Source organism: Variovorax sp. GW821-FHT10D07, assembly GCF_059415325.1.
In genome coordinates, this window is sequence record NZ_JBWKMZ010000010.1 from 162,532 (window position 1) to 181,242 (window position 18,711).

At 69.3% G+C, this 18,711-nt stretch carries 16 protein-coding genes; 13 read left to right on the forward strand and 3 right to left on the reverse strand.

The annotated features are described in order from the left end of the window. The first annotated feature begins 70 nt into the window (after window positions 1-70). A complete protein-coding gene (locus AC07PU_RS26615) occupies window positions 71-229 on the forward strand; it encodes a DUF3309 family protein (RefSeq protein WP_082321553.1) in 159 nt (52 codons plus the stop codon). Window positions 230-335: 106 nt separating this feature from the next. Here the strand turns inward: AC07PU_RS26615 and hrpA are convergent, their stop codons facing one another. Then, entirely contained in the window at window positions 336-4,121 is a 3,786-nt protein-coding gene (gene hrpA / locus AC07PU_RS26620; RefSeq protein WP_495321659.1) for an ATP-dependent RNA helicase HrpA, read from the reverse strand. A gap of 486 nt (window positions 4,122-4,607) precedes the next feature. Here hrpA and AC07PU_RS26625 point away from each other — a divergent pair, with 486 nt between their 5' ends. The 11 genes from AC07PU_RS26625 to AC07PU_RS26675 all read left to right on the forward strand — a co-directional run bounded on the left by AC07PU_RS26625 (window position 4,608) and on the right by AC07PU_RS26675 (window position 16,984). Continuing rightward, the gene (locus AC07PU_RS26625; protein WP_495321527.1) at window positions 4,608-5,645 is read left to right on the forward strand and encodes an ATP-binding protein; all 1,038 of its coding nucleotides are present in this window, start codon (window positions 4,608-4,610) and stop codon (window positions 5,643-5,645) included. 12 nt (window positions 5,646-5,657) lie between these two features. Continuing rightward, entirely contained in the window at window positions 5,658-6,623 is a 966-nt protein-coding gene (locus AC07PU_RS26630; RefSeq protein ID WP_495321528.1) for a M41 family metallopeptidase, read from the forward strand. 43 nt (window positions 6,624-6,666) lie between these two features. Then, window positions 6,667-8,013 carry an amino-acid N-acetyltransferase gene (gene argA, locus AC07PU_RS26635; RefSeq protein WP_093341712.1) on the forward strand — a complete coding sequence of 449 codons (1,347 nt, stop codon included), beginning with the start codon at window positions 6,667-6,669 and terminating at the stop codon, window positions 8,011-8,013. Window positions 8,014-8,044: 31 nt separating this feature from the next. Further along, a complete protein-coding gene (locus tag AC07PU_RS26640; RefSeq protein ID WP_296787808.1) occupies window positions 8,045-8,680 on the forward strand; it encodes a LysE family translocator in 636 nt (211 codons plus the stop codon). Between the two features lie 53 nt (window positions 8,681-8,733). Next, window positions 8,734-9,960, forward strand: a complete 1,227-nt coding sequence (gene dapC, locus AC07PU_RS26645) for a succinyldiaminopimelate transaminase (RefSeq protein ID WP_495321529.1) — start codon at window positions 8,734-8,736, stop codon at window positions 9,958-9,960. A 50-nt stretch (window positions 9,961-10,010) separates the two neighbouring features. After that, complete coding sequence (gene dapD, locus AC07PU_RS26650) at window positions 10,011-10,844, forward strand: 2,3,4,5-tetrahydropyridine-2,6-dicarboxylate N-succinyltransferase (protein WP_208507891.1); 834 nt, start codon at window positions 10,011-10,013, stop codon at window positions 10,842-10,844. Window positions 10,845-10,935: 91 nt separating this feature from the next. Beyond that, window positions 10,936-12,084 (forward strand): PilT/PilU family type 4a pilus ATPase, encoded by a 1,149-nt coding sequence (locus AC07PU_RS26655; RefSeq protein WP_093341704.1) that lies wholly within the window; start codon window positions 10,936-10,938, stop codon window positions 12,082-12,084. A 13-nt stretch (window positions 12,085-12,097) separates the two neighbouring features. Continuing rightward, window positions 12,098-13,276 (forward strand): succinyl-diaminopimelate desuccinylase, encoded by a 1,179-nt coding sequence (dapE, locus tag AC07PU_RS26660; RefSeq protein WP_495321530.1) that lies wholly within the window; start codon window positions 12,098-12,100, stop codon window positions 13,274-13,276. Beyond that, on the forward strand, window positions 13,273-14,151 hold the full coding sequence (gene prmB, locus AC07PU_RS26665; protein ID WP_495321531.1) for a 50S ribosomal protein L3 N(5)-glutamine methyltransferase: 879 nt from the start codon (window positions 13,273-13,275) through the stop codon (window positions 14,149-14,151). Before dapE ends, prmB begins: the two co-directional genes overlap by 4 nt. Window positions 14,152-14,319: 168 nt before the next feature. Beyond that, window positions 14,320-16,365, forward strand: a complete 2,046-nt coding sequence (locus tag AC07PU_RS26670) for an ABC-F family ATP-binding cassette domain-containing protein (protein WP_495321532.1) — start codon at window positions 14,320-14,322, stop codon at window positions 16,363-16,365. Window positions 16,366-16,480: 115 nt separating this feature from the next. Continuing rightward, window positions 16,481-16,984 (forward strand): hypothetical protein, encoded by a 504-nt coding sequence (locus AC07PU_RS26675; protein ID WP_093341697.1) that lies wholly within the window; start codon window positions 16,481-16,483, stop codon window positions 16,982-16,984. Here AC07PU_RS26675 and AC07PU_RS26680 read toward each other — a convergent pair. After that, on the reverse strand, window positions 16,917-17,168 hold the full coding sequence (locus tag AC07PU_RS26680; protein WP_495321533.1) for a hypothetical protein: 252 nt from the start codon (window positions 17,166-17,168) through the stop codon (window positions 16,917-16,919). The genes AC07PU_RS26675 and AC07PU_RS26680 overlap by 68 nt on opposite strands. A 3-nt stretch (window positions 17,169-17,171) precedes the next feature. Further along, complete coding sequence (locus tag AC07PU_RS26685) at window positions 17,172-17,576, reverse strand: helix-turn-helix domain-containing protein (RefSeq protein WP_495321534.1); 405 nt, start codon at window positions 17,574-17,576, stop codon at window positions 17,172-17,174. Window positions 17,577-17,693: 117 nt separating this feature from the next. Here AC07PU_RS26685 and AC07PU_RS26690 point away from each other — a divergent pair, with 117 nt between their 5' ends. Further along, window positions 17,694-18,446 carry a helix-turn-helix domain-containing protein gene (locus tag AC07PU_RS26690; RefSeq protein ID WP_495321535.1) on the forward strand — a complete coding sequence of 251 codons (753 nt, stop codon included), beginning with the start codon at window positions 17,694-17,696 and terminating at the stop codon, window positions 18,444-18,446. Window positions 18,447-18,711: the final 265 nt, after the last annotated feature.

An 18,711-nucleotide genomic window follows, 5' to 3' on the forward strand; every position in this document is an offset into this window, starting at 1 on the left:
GCTCTCTTGCGCTGCGCGCACCCCGGGGTCACGAGCATCGAGGCTCGATAACAACGTCCCTGGAGAAAACATGTCGCTCTCGTTCATTCTGCTGATCGTCCTGATCCTTCTGCTGATCGGCGCGCTGCCGAGCTGGGGACACAGCCGTACCTGGGGCTATGGTCCCAGCGGCGGTCTTGGCCTCGTGCTCGTGATCGTGATCATCCTGGTGCTGATGGGCAGGATATGACGCGCGGGCGAGGCGGCACGCTGCCTCGCCCTTCATGACGAGGCGAAGGCCTCTTCGGACGAAGCCCGCGACAGCGGGCTTTTTCTTTGGAATGTCGAACGGGCCGTCAGGCCTGCAACTGCGCCCAGGCCTTGTCGAGCCGCTTCACGCTCACCGGCTGCGGCGTGCGCAGCTCCTGCGCGAAGAAGCTCACGCGCAGCTCCTCGAGCAGCCAGCGGAACTCGAGCATGCGGTCATCCACCACGCCCTTGCGCTCGGCCACCAGCCGCCAGTAGCGCTGCTCCTGCGGCCGCAGCTCGGCCAGCTTGGCGGTGTCGCGCGCCGGGTCGCCGCGCAGCTTGTCGAGCCGCAGCACGATGGCCTTGAGGTAGCGCGCGAAATGCTGCAGCTGCGTCCACGGCGCATCGGCGATGAAGCGCTTGCCGACCAGCTTCTGCAGCTGCTGCGCGGCGTCCTGCACCGACTCGGGCTGGATCTTCGTGTCCTTGATCTTGCGCGCGGCCGCGGCGTATTCGGCGAGGATCGTCGCGGCCAGCCGCGCCACCTCGTTGGCGATCAGGGTCAGCCGGCCGCGCCCCTCGTCGAGCCGCCGCTTGAAGGCGAACTCGTCGGCCGGCAGCGGCTCCTGCAGGAAGGCGCGGTCGATCGCGACCTCCACGATCTGCGCGCGCAGCTCGTCGGCGGTGCCCAGCGGCATGTAGGCCACGGCCATCTTCTGCAGGTCGGGGATGTTCTTCTCGAGGTACTTGAGCGCGTCCTTCAGCTGCAGCGCGAACAGCCGGCGCAGGCCGGCGCGGTGCTTCGCGGCCGCGACCGCGGGCTCGTCGAAAACCTCGATCGTGACCGCGTCGCCCTCGTCGCGCAGTGCCGGGAAGCCCACCAGCGACTGGGCACCGCGGCGCACCTCCATCAGCTCGGGCAGTTCGCCGAAGCTCCAGGCGGTGTAGCGCTGGCCGGCCGGCAGCGCCGGCGTGGCGGGTGCGGCCGGCGCGGCCTCCTGGGCGCGGCGCGCGTCGGCGGGTGTCGCGGTCTTGGCGGGTTCGGCCGAGGCCTTCACGTTGAGCCCGGCCAGCGCCTGGAACGCACCGCGTGCCTTCGCGCCGAGCTCGGCCTTGAGCGCGCCGAGGTTGCGCCCCATGCCGAGCTGGCGGCCGTGCTCGTCGACCACGCGCAGGTTCATGAACAGGTGCGGCGCGAGCATGTCGAGCTTGAAGTCGGCGCGCTTCACGTCGATGCTGGTCATGTCGCGCACGCGCTTGAGCAGCACGTCGGTCAGCGAGCCCGTGCCGAACAGCTCGGGCTCCGACAGCGCCTCGGCCAGCTTCGCCGCCGACTCGGGCAGCGGCACCAGCCGCGAGCGCGGCCGCTGCGGCAGGCTCTTGAGCAGCGCCTGGATCTTGTCCTTGAGCATGCCCGTCACCAGCCATTCGCAGCGTTCCTCGCTGACCTGGTTGAGCACGAACAGCGGCACGCTGACGGTGAGGCCGTCCTTGGCGTCACCGGGCTCGTGCAGATAGGTCGCGGCGCAATCCACGCCGCCGAGCCGCAAGGTCGGCGGGAACGACTGGGTGGTGATGCCGGCCGCCTGGTGGCGCATCAGCTCGTCGCGCGAGAGGAACAGCAGCCGCGGCTGCTCCTTCGAGGCCTGCCGGTACCAGTTCTCGAAGGTCGTGCCGCTGGCCACGTCGGCCGGCAGCTGCGCGTCGTAGAAGGCGAAGATCAGCTCGTCGTCGACCAGCACGTCCTGCCGGCGCGACTTGTGCTCGAGGCCCTCGACCTCGCGCACCAGCTTGCGGTTGGCCGCGAGGAACGGAAAGCGGCTGTCCCACTGCCCGCCGACCAGCGCCTCGCGGATGAAGATCTCGCGCGCGGCGACCGGGTCGACGCGCGTGAAGTCGACGCGCCGGCCGCTGTAGACCACCAGGCCGTAGAGCGTGGCGCGCTCGAGCGCGGCGACCTGCGCGCTCTTCTTCTCCCAGTGCGGATCGAGCAGCTGCTTCTTCAGCAGATGCCCGCCCACTTCCTCGAGCCACTGCGGCTCGATGTTGGCGATGCCGCGGCCGAACAGCCGCGTGGTCTCGACCAGTTCGGCCGCTACGATCCAGCGACCCGGCTTCTTCTTCAGGTGCGCACCGGGATGCTTGTAGAACTTGATGCCGCGCGCGCCGAGGTAGGCCTCGTCGTCCTCGAGCTTCCAGCCGACGTTGCCGAGCAGGCCGGCCAGCATCGACAGGTGCAGCGGCTCGTAGCCCGCGGGCTCGGCATTGATGCGCCACTTGTGCTCGGTGACCACCGTGAGCAGCTGCGAATGGATGTCGCGCCATTCGCGCACGCGGCGCACGTTGACGAAGTTCTGGCGCAGCAGCTGCTCGTACTGGCGGTTGCTGAGCTTGTGGCTGTCGCCATGGCCACCGCGCGCGTCGGCGATCCACTTCCACAGCCGCAGGTAGCCGCTGAACTCGCTCTTCTCGTCGTCGAATTTCGAATGCGCCTGGTCGGCCTGCTGCTGCGCTTCCATCGGGCGGTCGCGCACGTCCTGGACGCTGAGCGCCGAGGCGATCACCAGCACCTCCTCGAGCGCGCCGCGTGAGCGGGCCTCGAGGATCATGCGGCCCACGCGCGGGTCGAGCGGCAGCTTCGCGAGCTCGGCACCGGTGGCGGTCAGCTCGTTGGCATCGTCGACCGCGCCGAGCTCGTTGAGCAGCTGGTAGCCGTCGGCGATGGCGCGCGGCGACGGCGCCTCGAGGAAGGGAAAGCGCGACACGTCGCCCAGCCGCAGCGACTTCATGCGCAGGATCACGCCCGCCAGCGACGAGCGCAGGATCTCGGGATCGGTGAAGCGCGGCCGGCCCTCGAAGTCCTTCTCGTCGTAGAGACGGATGCAGATGCCGTTGGCCACGCGCCCGCAGCGGCCCGCGCGCTGGTTGGCGGCGGCCTGGCTGATCGGCTCGACCAGCAGCTGCTCGACCTTGCTGCGGAAGCTGTAGCGCTTCACGCGCGCCGTGCCCGCGTCGATCACGTAGCGGATGCCCGGCACGGTGAGCGAGGTCTCGGCCACGTTGGTGGCCAGCACGATGCGCCGGCCGGTGTGGCCGTCGAAGATGCGGTCCTGCTCGGCCTGCGACAGCCGCGCGAACAGCGGCAGCACCTCGGCATTGCGGTACAGCGGCTGGTGCGTGAGGTGGCGGCGCAGATGGTCGGCCGCCTCGCGGATCTCGCGCTCGCCGGGCAGGAAGACCAGGATGTCGCCCGCATGGTGCGGATCGCGCCAGAGCTCGTCGACGCCGTCGGCGATGGCGTCGTTGAGGTCGTGGTCGCGCGATTCCTCGAACGGCCGGTAGCGCTGCTCCACGGGGAAGGTGCGGCCCGACACGAACACCGTCGGCGCCGGTCCCTTGGCCGAGGCGAAGTGCTGCGCGAAGCGGTCGGCGTCGATGGTCGCCGAGGTCACGATCACCTTGAGGTCGGGCCGGCGCGGCAGGATCTCGCGCAGGTAGCCGAGCAGGAAGTCGATGTTCAGCGAGCGCTCGTGGGCCTCGTCGATGATGATGGTGTCGTAGGCCTTGAGCAGCGGATCGGTCTGCGTCTCGGCCAGCAGGATGCCGTCGGTCATCAGCTTGACCGAGGCATCGCGCGACAGGCGGTCCTGGAAGCGCACCTTGAAGCCGACCACGTCGCCCAGCGGTGTCTTGAGTTCTTCCGCGATGCGCTTGGCCACCGAGCTCGCGGCGATGCGGCGCGGCTGCGTGTGGCCGATGAGGCGGCCCTTGCCGGGCTCGGCATTGAGCTTGCCGCGGCCCAGCGCCAGCGCGATCTTCGGCAGCTGCGTGGTCTTGCCCGAGCCGGTCTCGCCGCAGACGATCACCACCTGGTGCGCCTGGATGGCGGCCATGATCTCGTCGCGCCGGGCCGAGACCGGCAGCGATTCGGGAAAGTCGATGCGAAGGGGGGAAGTCGTCGTGGTCGTCAAGGGAGGGGGTCGCAAGCGCAGGCGCCCGTTCTCTTCGGGCAAACCATCGATTATCGGCGCGCGCGATGGATGTTGCAGCACATCCACACCGCGGCGTAAATATTCTTTACGCCGCGAGCCCGCGCCGCTACGATCGCGGCCATGACCACCATCCTTGTCCCCCCCTCGCTGCGTTTGCGCGCAGGCCACGTGAGTGCACGTGGCGGGGTCAAGTCGACCCGCCCGGCCTGACGAAGCCCGCGCGCGCCGCGTTCTCCTTCACGGAACGCCGCCCGCGCGCTTCGGCAGCAGTCCGAAGCGCGCCGCCCTGATCCCGACCAGCGCATCGCATGCAGCCCCTCCCCGTTCGCGGGGAAGCGGCCGCGTTCCCGTCTCCCGAAACATCATCCGAAGAAGAAAAACACCGCCATGTCCAACGACATCCATTCCGACCTGCATGCGACGCTCGCCGAGCGCTCGCGCCACCTGCAGGCCGTGGCCCATTCGCTGAAGACCGAGCTCTTCGGCATCGACGACATCATCGATCGCGTGATCGATTCCCTGCGCGCCTGGTACGTGCTGCCGCAGCTCATCGGCCGCCCGGTCGTGATCTGCCTCTGGGGCCTCACGGGCACCGGCAAGACGCAACTGGTGCGCCGCCTGGCCCAGCACCTGGGCTTCTACGACCGCTTCATCGAAGTGCAGATGGACGGCTTCAGCCACGGCTCGGGCCACCGCAGCGCCGGCTCGATCTCGGCCATGCTGGCCGAGTCGGGCATCGCCGAGGGCGAGCGCGGCATCCTCGTGCTCGACGAGTTCCAGCGCTTTCGCACCGTCGACAAGCACGGCAAGGAAGCCAAGGTCGAGCGCTACCAGGACGTCTGGGCGCTGCTGTCCGACGGCCGCCTGCCGCCCTCGCTGTCGGTGCTCGGCGAGATCGAGTCCTCGCTAGCCTGGGCCGAGTACGACCAGGACCGCAAGAGCGTGGACGAGGACGACGAAGAAGACGACGAGAAGGACGGCAAGCCGCGCCGCAAGCGCCGGCTGCAGCTCTCGCCGTGGGAGGCGCAGGAGTTCAAGCGCTGCCTCAAGCTGCGCGAATCGCTGCTCGACATCATGACCTGGAAGCCGGCCGAGATTCAGGAGCGGCTGCGCGCCTTCCGCGCCTCGCAGGAGAGCTGGGAGACCGACTACTCGAAGCTGCTGGTCTTCGTCTCGGGCAACCTCGACGAGATGTATGCCGAGACCGCCAAGCGGGTCGAGGACTGCGATACGGACGCCGACATCTTCCACGCGCTGACGAAGAAACTCTCGCTGATCGACGTCAAGAAGGCGCTGGCCGAACGCTTCAAGCCCGAGCAGATCGCGCGGCTGGGCAACAACCACGTGATCTATCCCTCGTTCGACCGCGCGACCTACGTGCGCCTGATCCTCTCGATCTGCGACCGCTACGTGGGCGAGATCTAGGAGAGCTCGGGCGTGCGCTTCGTGCTCGACGCCAGCGTCTACGAGCAGATCTACGCCAACGCGGTGTTCCCCGCGCAGGGCACGCGGCCGCTGTTCTCGTCGATCCACGCGATCCTCAGCGCGACCCTGGTCAACGCGGCGCTCTGGGCGCTCGAACAGGGCGCCAACGGCGCCGAGCCGGTGTGGCTGATGCTGGACGCGGGCGACGGATCGCAGGGTGCGCAGGGCCAGGCGAAGATGGTGGCGCGTTTTCGCCTCGCGCGGCGCGAGTTCCCCGTGGTGCTCGAGCTCAACCGGCTCAAGCAGCGCGCCAATGCCGACTTCCGCGCGCTGCTGGCGGTGCACGAGGCCGGCCACGGGCTGGTCTATGCGCTGCTGTTCGGCCGCGCGCCGCAAGAGATCCGCATCAACGTGGCCTCGTTCGAGGGCGGCTACAACAGCTACGTGAAGCGCAAGGCCTGGTCGAAACAGAACACGCTCGACAGCATCTGCGTGAGCCTGGCCGGGCGCGCGGCCGAGCGGCTGGTGTTCGGCGATGCCGGCGCCACCACCGGCGCCGAGCAGGACCTGGCGCAGGCCACCGAGACCGCGGCGCGCCACGTGCGCCACCACGCCTTCGGCAGCCGCTGGAGCCGCACTGACGTGACGACCGACGCCAACGACAACCTCAACACCGACGTGGCGGCCACCAACCGGGAGATCGAGCAGATCCTGGCGCGCGAGCACATCCGCGCGCTCGAGCTGATCGAGTCGCACGCGACGGCCTTCCTGGCCGTGGTCGATGCGCTGATGGCGCAGGGCTCGATCGCGCCGGCCGAACTCGCCGCCCTGCTCGGCCTGCCGCTCGCCACGGCGGGCCCGCCGGCCGCGCCGGAGGCCGAACCGCTGGACGCCTACGCCACCCAGCTCGCGTCGTTCAAGGCCCGCGGCACGCCGCCGGCCGGGGGTGCCGCGCGGCTGCTGCGCGCCCTGGCCTGATGCGCTGCACCAAAACGCGCCCAAGAATGCACAATCACGCCCCATGTCGACCGTCTTCAATTTCACCTTCGTGCCCTGGTTCCGCTCCGTCGCGCCCTACATCCACACGCACCGTGGCAAGACCTTCGTGGTCGGGCTCGCGGGCGAGGCGATCGCGGCCGGCAAGCTCCAGAGCATCGCGCAGGACCTGGCCCTGATCCAGAGCATGGGCGTGAAGATCGTGCTGGTGCACGGCTTCCGCCCGCAGGTCAACGAGCAGCTTGCCGCCAAAGGCCACGAGGCCAAGTACTCGCACGGCATCCGCATCACCGACGCGGTGGCGCTCGACTCGGCCCAGGAAGCCGCGGGCCAGCTGCGCTACGAGATCGAGGCCGCGTTCAGCCAGGGCCTGCCGAACACGCCGATGGCGGGTTCGACGGTGCGCGTGATCTCGGGCAACTTCATCACCGCGCGCCCCGTGGGCGTGGTCGACGGCGTGGACTTCAAGCATTCGGGCCTGGTGCGCAAGGTCGACTCGGCCGGCATCCGCCGCACGCTCGACTTCGGCGCGATGGTGCTGATGTCGCCGTTCGGCTTCTCGCCCACCGGCGAGGCCTTCAACCTCACGATGGAGGAAGTCGCGACCAGCGTGGCGATCTCGATCCAGGCCGACAAGCTGATCTTCCTGACCGAGACCCCGGGCATCCGCATCCACAGCGAGCTGCCCGAGAGCGAGGACAACCCGATCGACACCGAGCTGCCGCTGGACGCCGCCGAGAAGCTGCTGGCCGCGCTGCCGCCGGCGCAGAAACCGACCGACACCGCCTTCTACCTGCAGCACTGCGTGAAGGCCTGCAAGGCCGGCGTGGAGCGCAACCACATCCTGCCGTTCGCGCTCGACGGCTCGCTGCTGCTCGAGATCTACGTGCACGACGGCGTGGGCACCATGGTGATCGACGAGAAGCTCGAGAGCCTGCGCGAGGCCTCGGTGGACGACATCGGCGGCATCCTGCAGCTGATCGAGCCTTTCGAGCGCGACGGCACGCTGGTCAAGCGCGACCGCACCGAGATCGAGCGCGACATCCACCAGTACACGGTGGTCGAGCACGACGGCGTGATCTTCGGCTGCGCGGCGCTCTATCCCTATCCCGAGGCCAAGACCGCCGAGATGGCCGCCCTCACCGTCTCGCCGCAGTCGCAGGCCCAGGGCGATGGCGAACGCATCCTCAAGCACATCGAGCACCGCGCCAAGGCCATGGGCATCGAGAGCCTGTTCGTGCTCACCACCCGCACCATGCACTGGTTCCTCAAGCGCGGCTTCCAGCAGGTCAACCCCGACTGGCTGCCCGAGGCGCGCAAGCGCAAGTACAACTGGGACCGCAAGAGCCAGGTGCTGGTGAAGAAGATCTGAACCCTTCCATCGATTCCGCCCGCGAGAAACCATGACGCTCACCACCGCCCTGCTGTTCTGCATCGTGGCCCTGGCCGCCATCGCCACGCCCGGCCCCACCGTGCTGCTGGCGCTGAGCAACGGTTCGCGCCGCGGCGTGCGCGGCGCGCTCCCGGGCATGTTCGGCGCGATGCTGTCGGACTTCGTGCTGGTGGGCGCGGTGGCGCTGGGCCTGGGCGCGCTGCTCGCGGCCTCGGAATTCTGGTTCTCGATGCTCAAGTGGGTGGGCGCGGCCTACCTCGCCTGGCTCGGCATCCGCATGCTGCGCTCGAAGGGCGGCAGCTTCGAGCGGCCCGCCGAGGGCGCGGCCGCCGCGCCGGGCAGCGGCCGCCAGGTCTTCTTCAAGTCCTTCCTGGTCGCGGTGACCAATCCCAAGGGCTACCTGTTCTGCTCGGCGCTGCTGCCGCAGTTCATCGATCCCGCCTCGCCGCAGGGCATGCAGTACGCGATCATCGCGGTGCTGTTCGCGGGCCTGGACATGGCCGTGATGCTGGTCTACGCCTTCGTCGGCGCCAAGGCGATGCAGCTGCTGACCGCACGCGCCGCGCGCTGGATCGACCGCACCTGCGGCGCGATGCTGCTGGCGCTGGCCGGCTCGCTGGCCTTCTACCGCCGCGCCACGCCCTGAACGCCGGGCCCGGCCGGGGCGGCGACGGCACGTCTCGCCGATAATCGCGCCCCATGAATCCCCTGCTTTCCAGGCTCCAGCCCTATCCCTTCGAACGGCTGAAGCAGCTGTTCGCCGGCGTCACGCCGAACCCCGACCTGAAGCCCATCAGCCTCGGCATCGGCGAACCCAAGCACGCGACGCCCGAATTCATCAAAGAGGCCCTGAGCGCCGGCCTCGGCGCATTGGCCGCCTACCCCGCCACTGCGGGCGACCTGAAGCTGCGCACCGCCTTCACCGACTGGCTGCAGAAGCGCTACGGCCTCGCGCTCGATCCCGCCACCCAGGTGCTGCCGGTCAACGGCTCGCGCGAGGCGCTGTTCTCGCTGGCCCAGACCGTGATCGACCCCAGCGACCGCGACCATCCGCCGGTCGTGATCTCGCCCAACCCGTTCTATCAAATCTACGAGGGCGCGGCCTTCCTCTCGGGCGCCGAGCCCTACTACGCGCCCAGCGTGCCGGCGCGCAACTTCGCCGTCGACTGGGACAGCGTGCCCGAGGCGATCTGGCAGCGCACCCAGCTGGTGTTCGTCTGCTCGCCCGGCAACCCGACCGGTGCCGTGATGCCGCTCGACGAATGGCGCAAGCTGTTCGAGCTGTCGGAGCGCCATGGCTTCGTGATCGCCTCCGACGAGTGCTACAGCGAGATCTACTTCCGCGACGAGCCGCCGCTCGGCGGGCTGGAAGCGGCGGCCAAACTCGGCCGCGGCGACTTCAAGAACCTGATCGCGCTGACCTCGCTGTCCAAGCGCAGCAACGTGCCGGGACTGCGCAGCGGCTTCGTCGCGGGCGATGCGGACATCCTCAAGAAATTCCTGCTCTACCGCACCTACCACGGCAGCGCCATGAGCGGCATCGTGGCCGCGGCCAGCATCGCCGCCTGGGGCGACGAGGAACACGTGGTACACAACCGCGCGATGTACCGCGCCAAGTTCGCGGCCGTCACGCCGCTGCTCGAGCCGGTGCTCGACGTGCGCCTGCCCGACGCCAGCTTCTACCTCTGGGCCGGCGTGCCCGAAGTGTGGGCCGGCGACGACGAAGGCTTCGCCCGCGCCCTTTACGCTCAATACAATGTCACGGTTTTGCCGGGGAGCTATCTGGCACGCGACACGCATGGCCCGCAGGGCGGCGCCCCCGTCAACCCGGGCAAGGGCCGCATCCGCATGGCGCTGGTGGCCGAGACCGCCGAGTGCGTCGAGGCGGCCGAGCGCATCGTGCGCTTCGTGCAGGGCGGCCGCTGATCCTGCCTCTCCCCGCCTCCGATTTTTCGCTTCTTCATCCGAGAGTCCTCATGACCCAGCAACTGCAACAAATCATCGACGCCGCGTGGGAAGACCGCGCCAACATCTCCGCCACCGCCGCTTCGGCCGAGGTGCGCGATGCCGTCGAGCACGTGATCACCGAACTCAACAACGGCAAGCTGCGCGTGGCCACGCGCCAGGGCGTGGGCCAGTGGACGGTGCACCAGTGGATCAAGAAGGCCGTGCTGCTGTCGTTCCGCCTCAAGGACAACGAGCAGATCCAGGCCGGTTCGCTCGGCTTCTACGACAAGGTGCCGACCAAGTTCTCGCACCTGTCGGCCAGCGAGCTCAAGGACTCGGGCGTGCGCATCGTGCCGCCGGCCGTGGCCCGCCGCGGCAGCTTCATCGCCAAGGGCGCGATCCTGATGCCCTCGTACGTGAACATCGGCGCCTACGTGGGCGAAGGCTCGATGGTTGACACCTGGGCCACCGTGGGCTCGTGCGCGCAGGTCGGCGCCAACGTGCACCTGTCGGGCGGCGTGGGCCTGGGCGGCGTGCTCGAGCCGCTGCAGGCCAACCCGACCATCATCGAGGACAACTGCTTCATCGGCGCGCGCTCCGAAGTGGTCGAAGGCGTGATCGTGGAAGAGAACTCGGTGCTCGGCATGGGCGTCTACATCGGCCAGAGCACCCCGATCTTCAACCGCGACACCGGCGAGATCTCGTACGGCCGCGTGCCCAGCGGCAGCGTGGTGATCAGCGGCAACCTGCCCAAGAAGACCAAGACCGGCCAGGACTACAGCACCTACGCCGCGATCATCGTGAAGACGGTCGACGCGCAGACGCGCTCGAAGACCAGCCTCAACGACCTGCTGCGCGACTGATCGAACGGCGGCCGAGGGGGCCGCCTTTTTCCTGTCCCACCAAGAGTGCCACGACGGCACCGCCGAACGACCGAGGAGAAGGAGAGCGACGATGAACATGATGGAGCGGATTCTTCGGCTGATGGCCGAGCGCAAGGCCTCCGACATCTACCTGTCGGCGCACTCCCCGGTGCAGATCCGCATCAACGGCGTCTGCGTGCCGATCAATGCGCAGGTGCTGCCGCCGGCCGCGCCGCTCGCGCTGCTGGCCGAGGTGGTGCCGCCCGCGCGCATCCAGGAGCTCGAGGCCAACGGCGAACTCAACATGGCGGTGGGCATCGAGGGCGCGGGCAACTTCCGCATCAGCGCGATGCGCCAGCGCGGCACCTACGCGGTGGTGGTGCGGCACATCGCCTCGGTCATCCCGGGCTTCGACGAGCTCAACCTGCCCGACATCCTGAAGACGCTCATCATGGAGAAGCGCGGGCTGATCCTGATGGTGGGCGCCACCGGCGCCGGCAAGACCACCACGCTGGCCTCGATGCTCGACTACCGCAACGAGCACGCCAGCGGCCACATCCTCACGGTCGAGGAACCGATCGAGTTCACCTACACCAACAAGCGCTCGCTGGTGAACCAGCGCGAGGTGGGCAGCGACACGCAGTCGCTGCAGACGGCGCTGAAGAACGCGCTGCGCCAGGCGCCCGACGTGATCCAGATCGGCGAGATCCGCGACCGCGAGACCATGACCGCGGCCATCGCCTATGCGCAATCGGGCCACCTGTGCGTGGCCACGCTGCATGCCAACAACAGCTACCGCGCGCTCAACCGCGTGCTGAGCTTCTTCCCGGTCGAGGTGCGCCCCACGCTGCTGGGCGACCTGGGCTCGGCGCTGCGCGCCGTCGTCTCGCAGCGGCTGCTGCGCACGCCCCAGGGTGCGCGCGTGCCGGCGCTCGAGGTCATGCTCAACACCGCGCTGGTGGCCGAGCTGATCGAGAAAGGCGACTTCTCGGGCGTCAAGGAAGCGATGGAGAAATCCATGGCCGAAGGCTCGCAGACCTTCGAGGAAGACATCGCGCGCCTCGTGATCGAGGAGCGCATCACCCGCGAGGAAGGGCTGGCGCATGCCGATTCGCCCACCAACCTCATGTGGCGCCTGCAGAACCGCCAGGCGCCCAAGCCCCAGGCCGACGAGCGGCACCTGACCGACCAGCTCGACGAGCCCACCTTCACCGACATCACGCTCGACGTGAAATTCTGAGAACCGCCCCCCGATGTCCCGCACGCTCCAGCTCGCCGAACAACTGATCTCGCGCCCTTCCGTCACCCCCGACGACGCGGGCTGCCAACAGATCCTGGGCGAGCGGCTCGCGCGGCTGGGCTTCGCGCTCGAGACCATCGAGAGCGGTCCCGCGGACTTCCGGGTCACCAACCTGTGGGCGGTGCGCCGCCCGGCCGACGCCTCGGCCGCCACGAAGACGCTGGTGTTCGCGGGCCACACCGACGTGGTGCCCACCGGCCCCGTCGAGCAGTGGACCAGCCACCCGTTCACGCCCGCGCACCGCGACGGCAAGCTCTATGGCCGCGGCGCCTGCGACATGAAGACCTCGGTGGCCGCCTTCGTGGTCTCGATCGAGGAGTTCCTGCAGGCCGTGCCCGATCCGCGCCTGACGCTGGCGCTGCTGCTCACCAGCGACGAGGAAGGCCCGGGCGTCGACGGCACCGTGGTCGTGTGCAACGCGCTGGCCGCGCGCGGCGAGAAACTCGACTACTGCATCGTCGGCGAGCCCACGGCCGTCGAGCGCTGCGGCGACATGATCAAGAACGGCCGCCGCGGCACCATGAGCGGCAAGCTCACGGTCAAGGGCGTGCAGGGCCACATCGCCTACCCGCACCTCGCGAAGAACCCGGTGCATGCGGTGGCGCCCGCGCTGGCCGAGCTGGTCGCGATCAACGCGGCCGGCGGCTGGGACGCCGGCAATGCCTGGTTCCAGCCCACGAGCTGGCAGATCAGCAACTTCCACGCGGGCACCGGCGCGAGCAACGTGATCCCGGGCAGCGCGGTGATCGACTTCAATTTCCGCTTCTCGACCGAGTCCACGCCGCAGGCGCTGCAGCAGCGCGTGCAGGCCGTGCTCGACGCGCATGGCGTCGACTGCACGCTGGCCTGGACCGTCGGCGGCCTGCCCTTCCTGACCACGCCGGGCGAACTGGTCGCGGCCGTGCAGGGCGCGATCCGCGACGAGACCGGCATCGAGACCGAGCTGTCGACCAGCGGCGGCACCAGCGACGCGCGCTTCATCGCCAAGGTCTGCCCGCAGGTGGTCGAGCTCGGCCCGGTGAACGCCAGCATCCACAAGATCGACGAGCACATCGAGGTGGCCGAGATCGAGACGCTGAAGAACATCTACCTGCGCACCCTGAAGCAGCTCGACGCTGCGCTCGCGGCATGAAGACCGTCATCGCGCTGATCGAAGCCGGCGCCGAGCAACTGGAACAGGCCGGCGTGGCCTTCGGCCATGGCACGGCCAACGCCTTCGACGAGGCGGCCTGGCTGGTGCTGTGGCGCCTCAAGCTGCCGCTCGACGAACTCGATGCCGTGGCCGACACGCCGGTGTCGCCGGCCGACGCGGCCAAGGTCGAGGCCCTGATCGCCGAGCGCATCGCGAGCCGCAAGCCTGCCGCCTACCTCACGAAGGAAGCCTGGCTGCAGGGCGTGTCCTTCTATGTCGACGAGCGCGCCATCGTGCCGCGCAGCTTCATCGCCGAGCTGATCGCCGACGGCTCCATCGACTACTGGCTCGGCGAGCACACGCAGCGCGTGCTCGACCTGTGCACCGGCAACGGCAGCCTCGCGGTGCTCGCCGCGCTGACCTATCCCGAGGTGAGGGTGGACGCGGCCGACCTGTCGGTGGCGGCGCTCGAGGTCGCCGCGATCAACGTCACGCGCCATGCACTCGATGCGCGCGTGACGCTGATCGAATCCGACGGCCTCGCGGCCACGCCCGGCCCCTACGACCTGGTGCTGTGCAACCCGCCCTACGTCAACAGCCGGAGCATGGCCGCCCTGCCCGCCGAATACCGCGCCGAGCCCGAGCTGGCGCTGGCCGGCGGCACCGACGGCATGGATTTCGTGCGCCGGCTGTTCGCCGACGCGCCCGCGCGCATGAGCGAGCACGCGGTGCTGGTGCTGGAGATCGGCAATGAGCGCGAGCACTTCGAGGCGGCGTTTCCGCAGCTCGAGGTGGTGTGGCTCGAAACCTCGGCCGGCGACGACCAGGTGCTGCTCGCCACCCGCGCCGCGCTGGCGGCGCTCACGCCGCCATGAGGGCCGGCGCCGGCGTGCGTTAGCTGCGCTCGACCGCAACCCCTTCCACCTTCTTCTCGCGGCCATCGGCCGCGAATCCCGGTTTTCGGGCTGGTTTTCCGCGCCTTTGTCCCTTGTCGCCAAGACGCAAGGGCCGGGCGGGATAATCGCCCCCACGGTTCCTCTCTCATGATCACTCTCAAGAACGTCATTCTTCGCCGCAGCGCCAAGGTCCTGCTCGACGGCGCCACCGTCACCCTCAACCCCGGCGAGAAGGTCGGCCTGGTGGGACGCAACGGCGCGGGCAAGTCCACGCTGTTCGCGCTGCTCAACGGCACCCTGCACGAGGACGGCGGCGATTTCTCCGTGCCCAAGCAATGGCGCATGGCTCAGGTCGCGCAGAACATGCCCGAGACCGAGGAGTCGGCCACCGACTTCGTGGTGGGCGGCGACACCCGCCTGACCGAGCTGCGCGAAGCGCTGGCCGCCATCGAGGCCGCCTACACCGCGAGCCCCGACGACGCCGACATCGGCATGGAGCTGGCCCATGCCTACACCGACCTGGCCGATGCCGGCGAGCACGATGCCGTGCCGCGCGCGCAGGCGCTGATCCTGGGCCTGGGCTTCAAGGCGCACGAGCTCGACGCGCCGGTCAACAGCTTCTCGGGCGGCTGGCGCATGCGGTTGCAACTCGCGCGCGCGCTCATGTGCCCGAGCGACCTGCTGCTGCTCGACGAACCCACCAACCACCTGGACCTCGACGCCCTGGTCTGGCTCGAAGCCTGGCTGCAGCGCTACGCGGGCACCATGATCGTCATCAGCCACGACCGCGAGTTCCTCGACGCCGTGACCGACGTGACCCTGCACATCGCCAACGCCCAGCTCACGCGCTACGGCGGCAACTACAGCAAGTTCGAGGACATGCGCGCGCTGCAGATGGAGCAGCAGCAGCAGGCCTTCACCAAGCAGCAGGACAAGATCGCCCACCTGCAGAAGTTCATCGACCGCTTCAAGGCCAAGGCCAGCAAGGCCAAGCAGGCCCAGAGCCGCGTGAAGGCGCTCGAGCGCATGGAGCGCGTGGCGCCCCTGCTGGCCGAGGCCGACTTCAGCTTCGAGTTCAAGGAGCCGGGCAACATCCCGAACCCGATGCTGTCGATCAGCAACGCGAGCTTCGGCTACGAGATTGAGAACGAGGAACCGAAGACCATCCTGCGCGGCGTCAACCGCTCGGTGCTCGCGGGCCAGCGCATCGGCATCCTGGGCGCCAACGGCCAGGGCAAGTCGACGCTGGTGAAGACCATCGCGCGCGAGATGGGCGCGCTGGCCGGCCAGGTCACCGAGGGCAAGGGCCTGAACATCGGCTACTTCGCGCAGCAGGAACTCGACGTGCTACACCCCGAGAGCAACCCGCTCGAGCACATGGTGCGCATGGCGCGCGAACTCGGCAGCAGCGTGAAGGAAGCCACCGGCGAACAGGCGCTGCGCGGCTACCTCGGCAGCTTCAACTTCAGCGGCGACATGGTGAAGCAGCCCGTGGGCACCATGAGCGGTGGCGAGAAGGCGCGCCTAGTGCTCGCGATGATGGTCTGGCAGCGGCCCAACCTGCTGCTGCTCGACGAGCCCACCAACCACCTGGACCTCGCCACGCGCGAGGCCCTGGCCGTGGCGCTCAACGAGTTCGAGGGCACGCTGATGCTCGTGAGCCACGACCGCGCGCTGCTGCGCTCGGTCTGCGACGAGTTCTGGCTCGTGGGCCGCGGCGTGGTCGGCGACTTCGACGGCGACCTCGACGACTACCAGCGCTACCTGCTCGACGAGGCCAAGCGGCTGCGCGAGGAGGCCAAGGTGGCGAACGCGGCGGCGGCATCGGCCGCGGCCCCTGCCCCGGCACCAGTGGCGGCGCCCGCGCCCGCGCCGGCACCGGCGCCCGTGTCGCCCGCCGCGTCGCCCGCGGCCTCGTCGCGCAACCCGCAGCAGCGCAAGCAGGACGCCCAGGAGCGCCAGCAGCGCAGCGAGCAGGCCAAGCCGCTGAAGCGCGAACTCTCGAAGATCGACGAGCGCATGGCCGCGGCCGGCAGCGAGCGCAGCGCGCTCGAGGCCCGGCTGGCCGAGCCGCTGCCACCGGCCGAGATCGCCGACGCCGGCAAGCGGCTCAAGGCGCTCAACGACGAGATCGGCCAGCTCGAGGAGCGCTGGCTCGCGCTGTCGGACCAGCTGGAAGCCCTGAGCGCGTGACGGGCCTGAGACGCCTGTAACGCCAGTAACGCCTTCAGGCCTTGAACCACCGCCCGGGCGGACCATCTATCGGAAGATCCCCATCCATCCGACGACCACCCGGGAGGTGCACCGCATGCCATCCGCCATCGAACTGGCCCAGGGCGACGAGAAGCTGATCGCCGCCATCCTGCGCAGCCGGCGCCTGCTCGGACGCAAGGCGCTGATGGCCGCGGCCGCCAGCGCCGTGCCGCTGCCGGGCGTCGACTGGATGGCCGACGCCGCCCTGCTCTCGCGGCTGGTGCCGCAGATCAGCGCCGAATTCGGACTCTCGGTGACCCAGATCGACCGCCTCGGCACGCACCAGCGCGAGCGCGTGCAGAAGGCCGCCACCACCGTCGGCGCGCTGCTGGTCGGCCGGCTGGTCACACGCGAGCTGCTGCTCAAGCTCGCGCGCCATGCCGGCATGCGGCTCACGGCCAAGCAGGCCACCAAGTACGTGCCGATCGCCGGACAGGTGGTGTCGGCCGCCCTCGGCTATGCCGCGCTGCGCGCCCTGGGCGAACAGCACATCAAGGATTGCGTGCGCGTGCGCACCGCGCTCGCGCTGCCGCCCGCCGAAGCGCCCGCGTCCGCCTGAGCGATTCGCGGTCGGGCGTGGTCAGCGCCAGGGCCACGCCGACCGCCAGGCCGAAACTGCCGAGGCCCAGCGCCAGCATGTCGCCGGCCTGCAAGCCCGCGCAGATCACCGCAACCGACACCAGCATCAGCAGCCCGCGCAACGCGCCCTCGAACTCGAGGCCCGGCGCGGCTTCGCGGCGCATGGCTCAATCGCGGTGCATCGCGGGCCAGGGCAGCGGGCCGCGCGGAAAGGGCCGCAGCACCACCGGGGCCGCCGGTCGGCGGCGGGACGAGCTGCCCGACCTGGCCGGCGTCGGCGTAGGCGCCGGCGCTGAGGCCGGGGTCGCGGGTGCCGATTCGGAGGCTACGGTCTCTGCCGGCGCGCTGCGCGACAATGGCCGGCCCCGGCCCGGCCCTGGCGCCACCGGTCCTTCCTTGAGCTGCTGCTCGTAGGCGGCGAGCAGCGCGTCGTAGGTGCGCAGCATCACGTCGCGCTCGCCGTAGCGTCCGATCTTGCTGATGGTGGGTTGCGGAATGCCGGTCCGTTTCTGGATCTGCTTCTGCGTAAGTCCCATGGCGCGCAGCGCCAGTACGAGCTCTTGTGGCTTCATGGCTGACTCCCTTTCGCTTATTCTAGAGTCGATATAGAATATTCTCTCGGGATTAAATCTGCGGCTATGGAAGACTCCCTAGCCGCACGAGCACTGGCGGCTCGCCTCTACGCCGACATGACGCAAAGGGCAGCCGAGGACAAATCGGGGGTCCGGCAATCGGACATTTCGAAGATCGAACGCGGCGAGACCCTGCGCCCTTCGGGCTTGCTGCAACTCGCTCTCGCCTATCGCTGCGATCCGTTGTGGCTGGCCACCGGCGAAGGGCGCGCCCCCTGGGAAGAGGCCGCCCTGCCGCGCTCGGCCAACATCACGGGCGAACCCGACGGCTCCTACCGCGTGACCCGCGTGCCGCCGCCGATCCCCTTCTATCGCCCCGGCACGCCCGGTACCGTGCCGCTGATCAGTTGGGAACAGGCCGCCACCTGGACCGGCCCCACCATCCCCGAACCGACGCCGCCGGCTCCGCCCCCGTTGCCACTGAACGTGCGCGAGCTGCGCAAGGGCAAGCTGCCGCCCGCGCCGCCACCGCAACCGGTGCCGGCCGAGATGTGGATTCCCTGCGTGAGCCGCCACAGCGAGCTGGCCTATGCGCTGCGTGTGCGCGGCGACAGCATGACCGCACCCAGCGGCCACCTGAAAAGCTATCCCGCCGACGCGATCATCTTCGTCGACCCGCAGCGCGTGCAGCCGATGGACGGCGAACGCATCATCGCGAGGCTCGACGCCAGCGGCGAGGTCACCTTCAAGGCCTTCAAGCAGGAGGACGGCCGGCGCTGGCTGCAGCCGCTCAATCCCGCGCACGAACCGATCCGGCTCGCGTTCACCGTGCTGGGCACGGTCATCGGCAAGTGGGAAGACGAGGACTGAATCGAGCGCCGCGGCGAGAAGAATGAGCGCAGGATGAGCATCCCTCCAGGAATGCGAAACGGCGCCCGCGGTCAGGTTGCATGCAGGTTCGCGGAGCACATTAAGGGCTCTCCCTGTGACCTGTACCTCTGATCCTCCCTCCTCCGCAGGTCACCTTCCAGCCCGCCTCGTGCGGGCTGTTTTTTTTCCGCGACGCCCTGCGTCCAGCGTCATCGTTCTGCCATCGCACCCCCGAAGAATCGCGCCCGGTCTTCCCTGACCGCGA

Excerpts from the sequence above, each read along its gene's own strand:
- dapD (WP_208507891.1), top strand. The coding sequence starts at position 10,011 with ATGACCCAGCAACTGCAACAAATCATCGACGCCGCGTGGGAAGACCGC.
- hrpA (WP_495321659.1), bottom strand. The coding sequence starts at position 4,121 with ATGGCCGCCATCCAGGCGCACCAGGTGGTGATCGTCTGCGGCGAGACC.
- AC07PU_RS26680 (WP_495321533.1), bottom strand. The coding sequence starts at position 17,168 with ATGCGCCGCGAAGCCGCGCCGGGCCTCGAGTTCGAGGGCGCGTTGCGC.
- AC07PU_RS26670 (WP_495321532.1), top strand. The coding sequence starts at position 14,320 with ATGATCACTCTCAAGAACGTCATTCTTCGCCGCAGCGCCAAGGTCCTG.
- prmB (WP_495321531.1), top strand. The coding sequence starts at position 13,273 with ATGAAGACCGTCATCGCGCTGATCGAAGCCGGCGCCGAGCAACTGGAA.
- AC07PU_RS26690 (WP_495321535.1), top strand. The coding sequence starts at position 17,694 with ATGACGCAAAGGGCAGCCGAGGACAAATCGGGGGTCCGGCAATCGGAC.
- dapC (WP_495321529.1), top strand. The coding sequence starts at position 8,734 with ATGAATCCCCTGCTTTCCAGGCTCCAGCCCTATCCCTTCGAACGGCTG.
- argA (WP_093341712.1), top strand. The coding sequence starts at position 6,667 with ATGTCGACCGTCTTCAATTTCACCTTCGTGCCCTGGTTCCGCTCCGTC.
- AC07PU_RS26625 (WP_495321527.1), top strand. The coding sequence starts at position 4,608 with ATGTCCAACGACATCCATTCCGACCTGCATGCGACGCTCGCCGAGCGC.
- dapE (WP_495321530.1), top strand. The coding sequence starts at position 12,098 with ATGTCCCGCACGCTCCAGCTCGCCGAACAACTGATCTCGCGCCCTTCC.
- AC07PU_RS26640 (WP_296787808.1), top strand. The coding sequence starts at position 8,045 with ATGACGCTCACCACCGCCCTGCTGTTCTGCATCGTGGCCCTGGCCGCC.
- AC07PU_RS26615 (WP_082321553.1), top strand. The coding sequence starts at position 71 with ATGTCGCTCTCGTTCATTCTGCTGATCGTCCTGATCCTTCTGCTGATC.
- AC07PU_RS26675 (WP_093341697.1), top strand. The coding sequence starts at position 16,481 with ATGCCATCCGCCATCGAACTGGCCCAGGGCGACGAGAAGCTGATCGCC.
- AC07PU_RS26685 (WP_495321534.1), bottom strand. The coding sequence starts at position 17,576 with ATGAAGCCACAAGAGCTCGTACTGGCGCTGCGCGCCATGGGACTTACG.
- AC07PU_RS26655 (WP_093341704.1), top strand. The coding sequence starts at position 10,936 with ATGAACATGATGGAGCGGATTCTTCGGCTGATGGCCGAGCGCAAGGCC.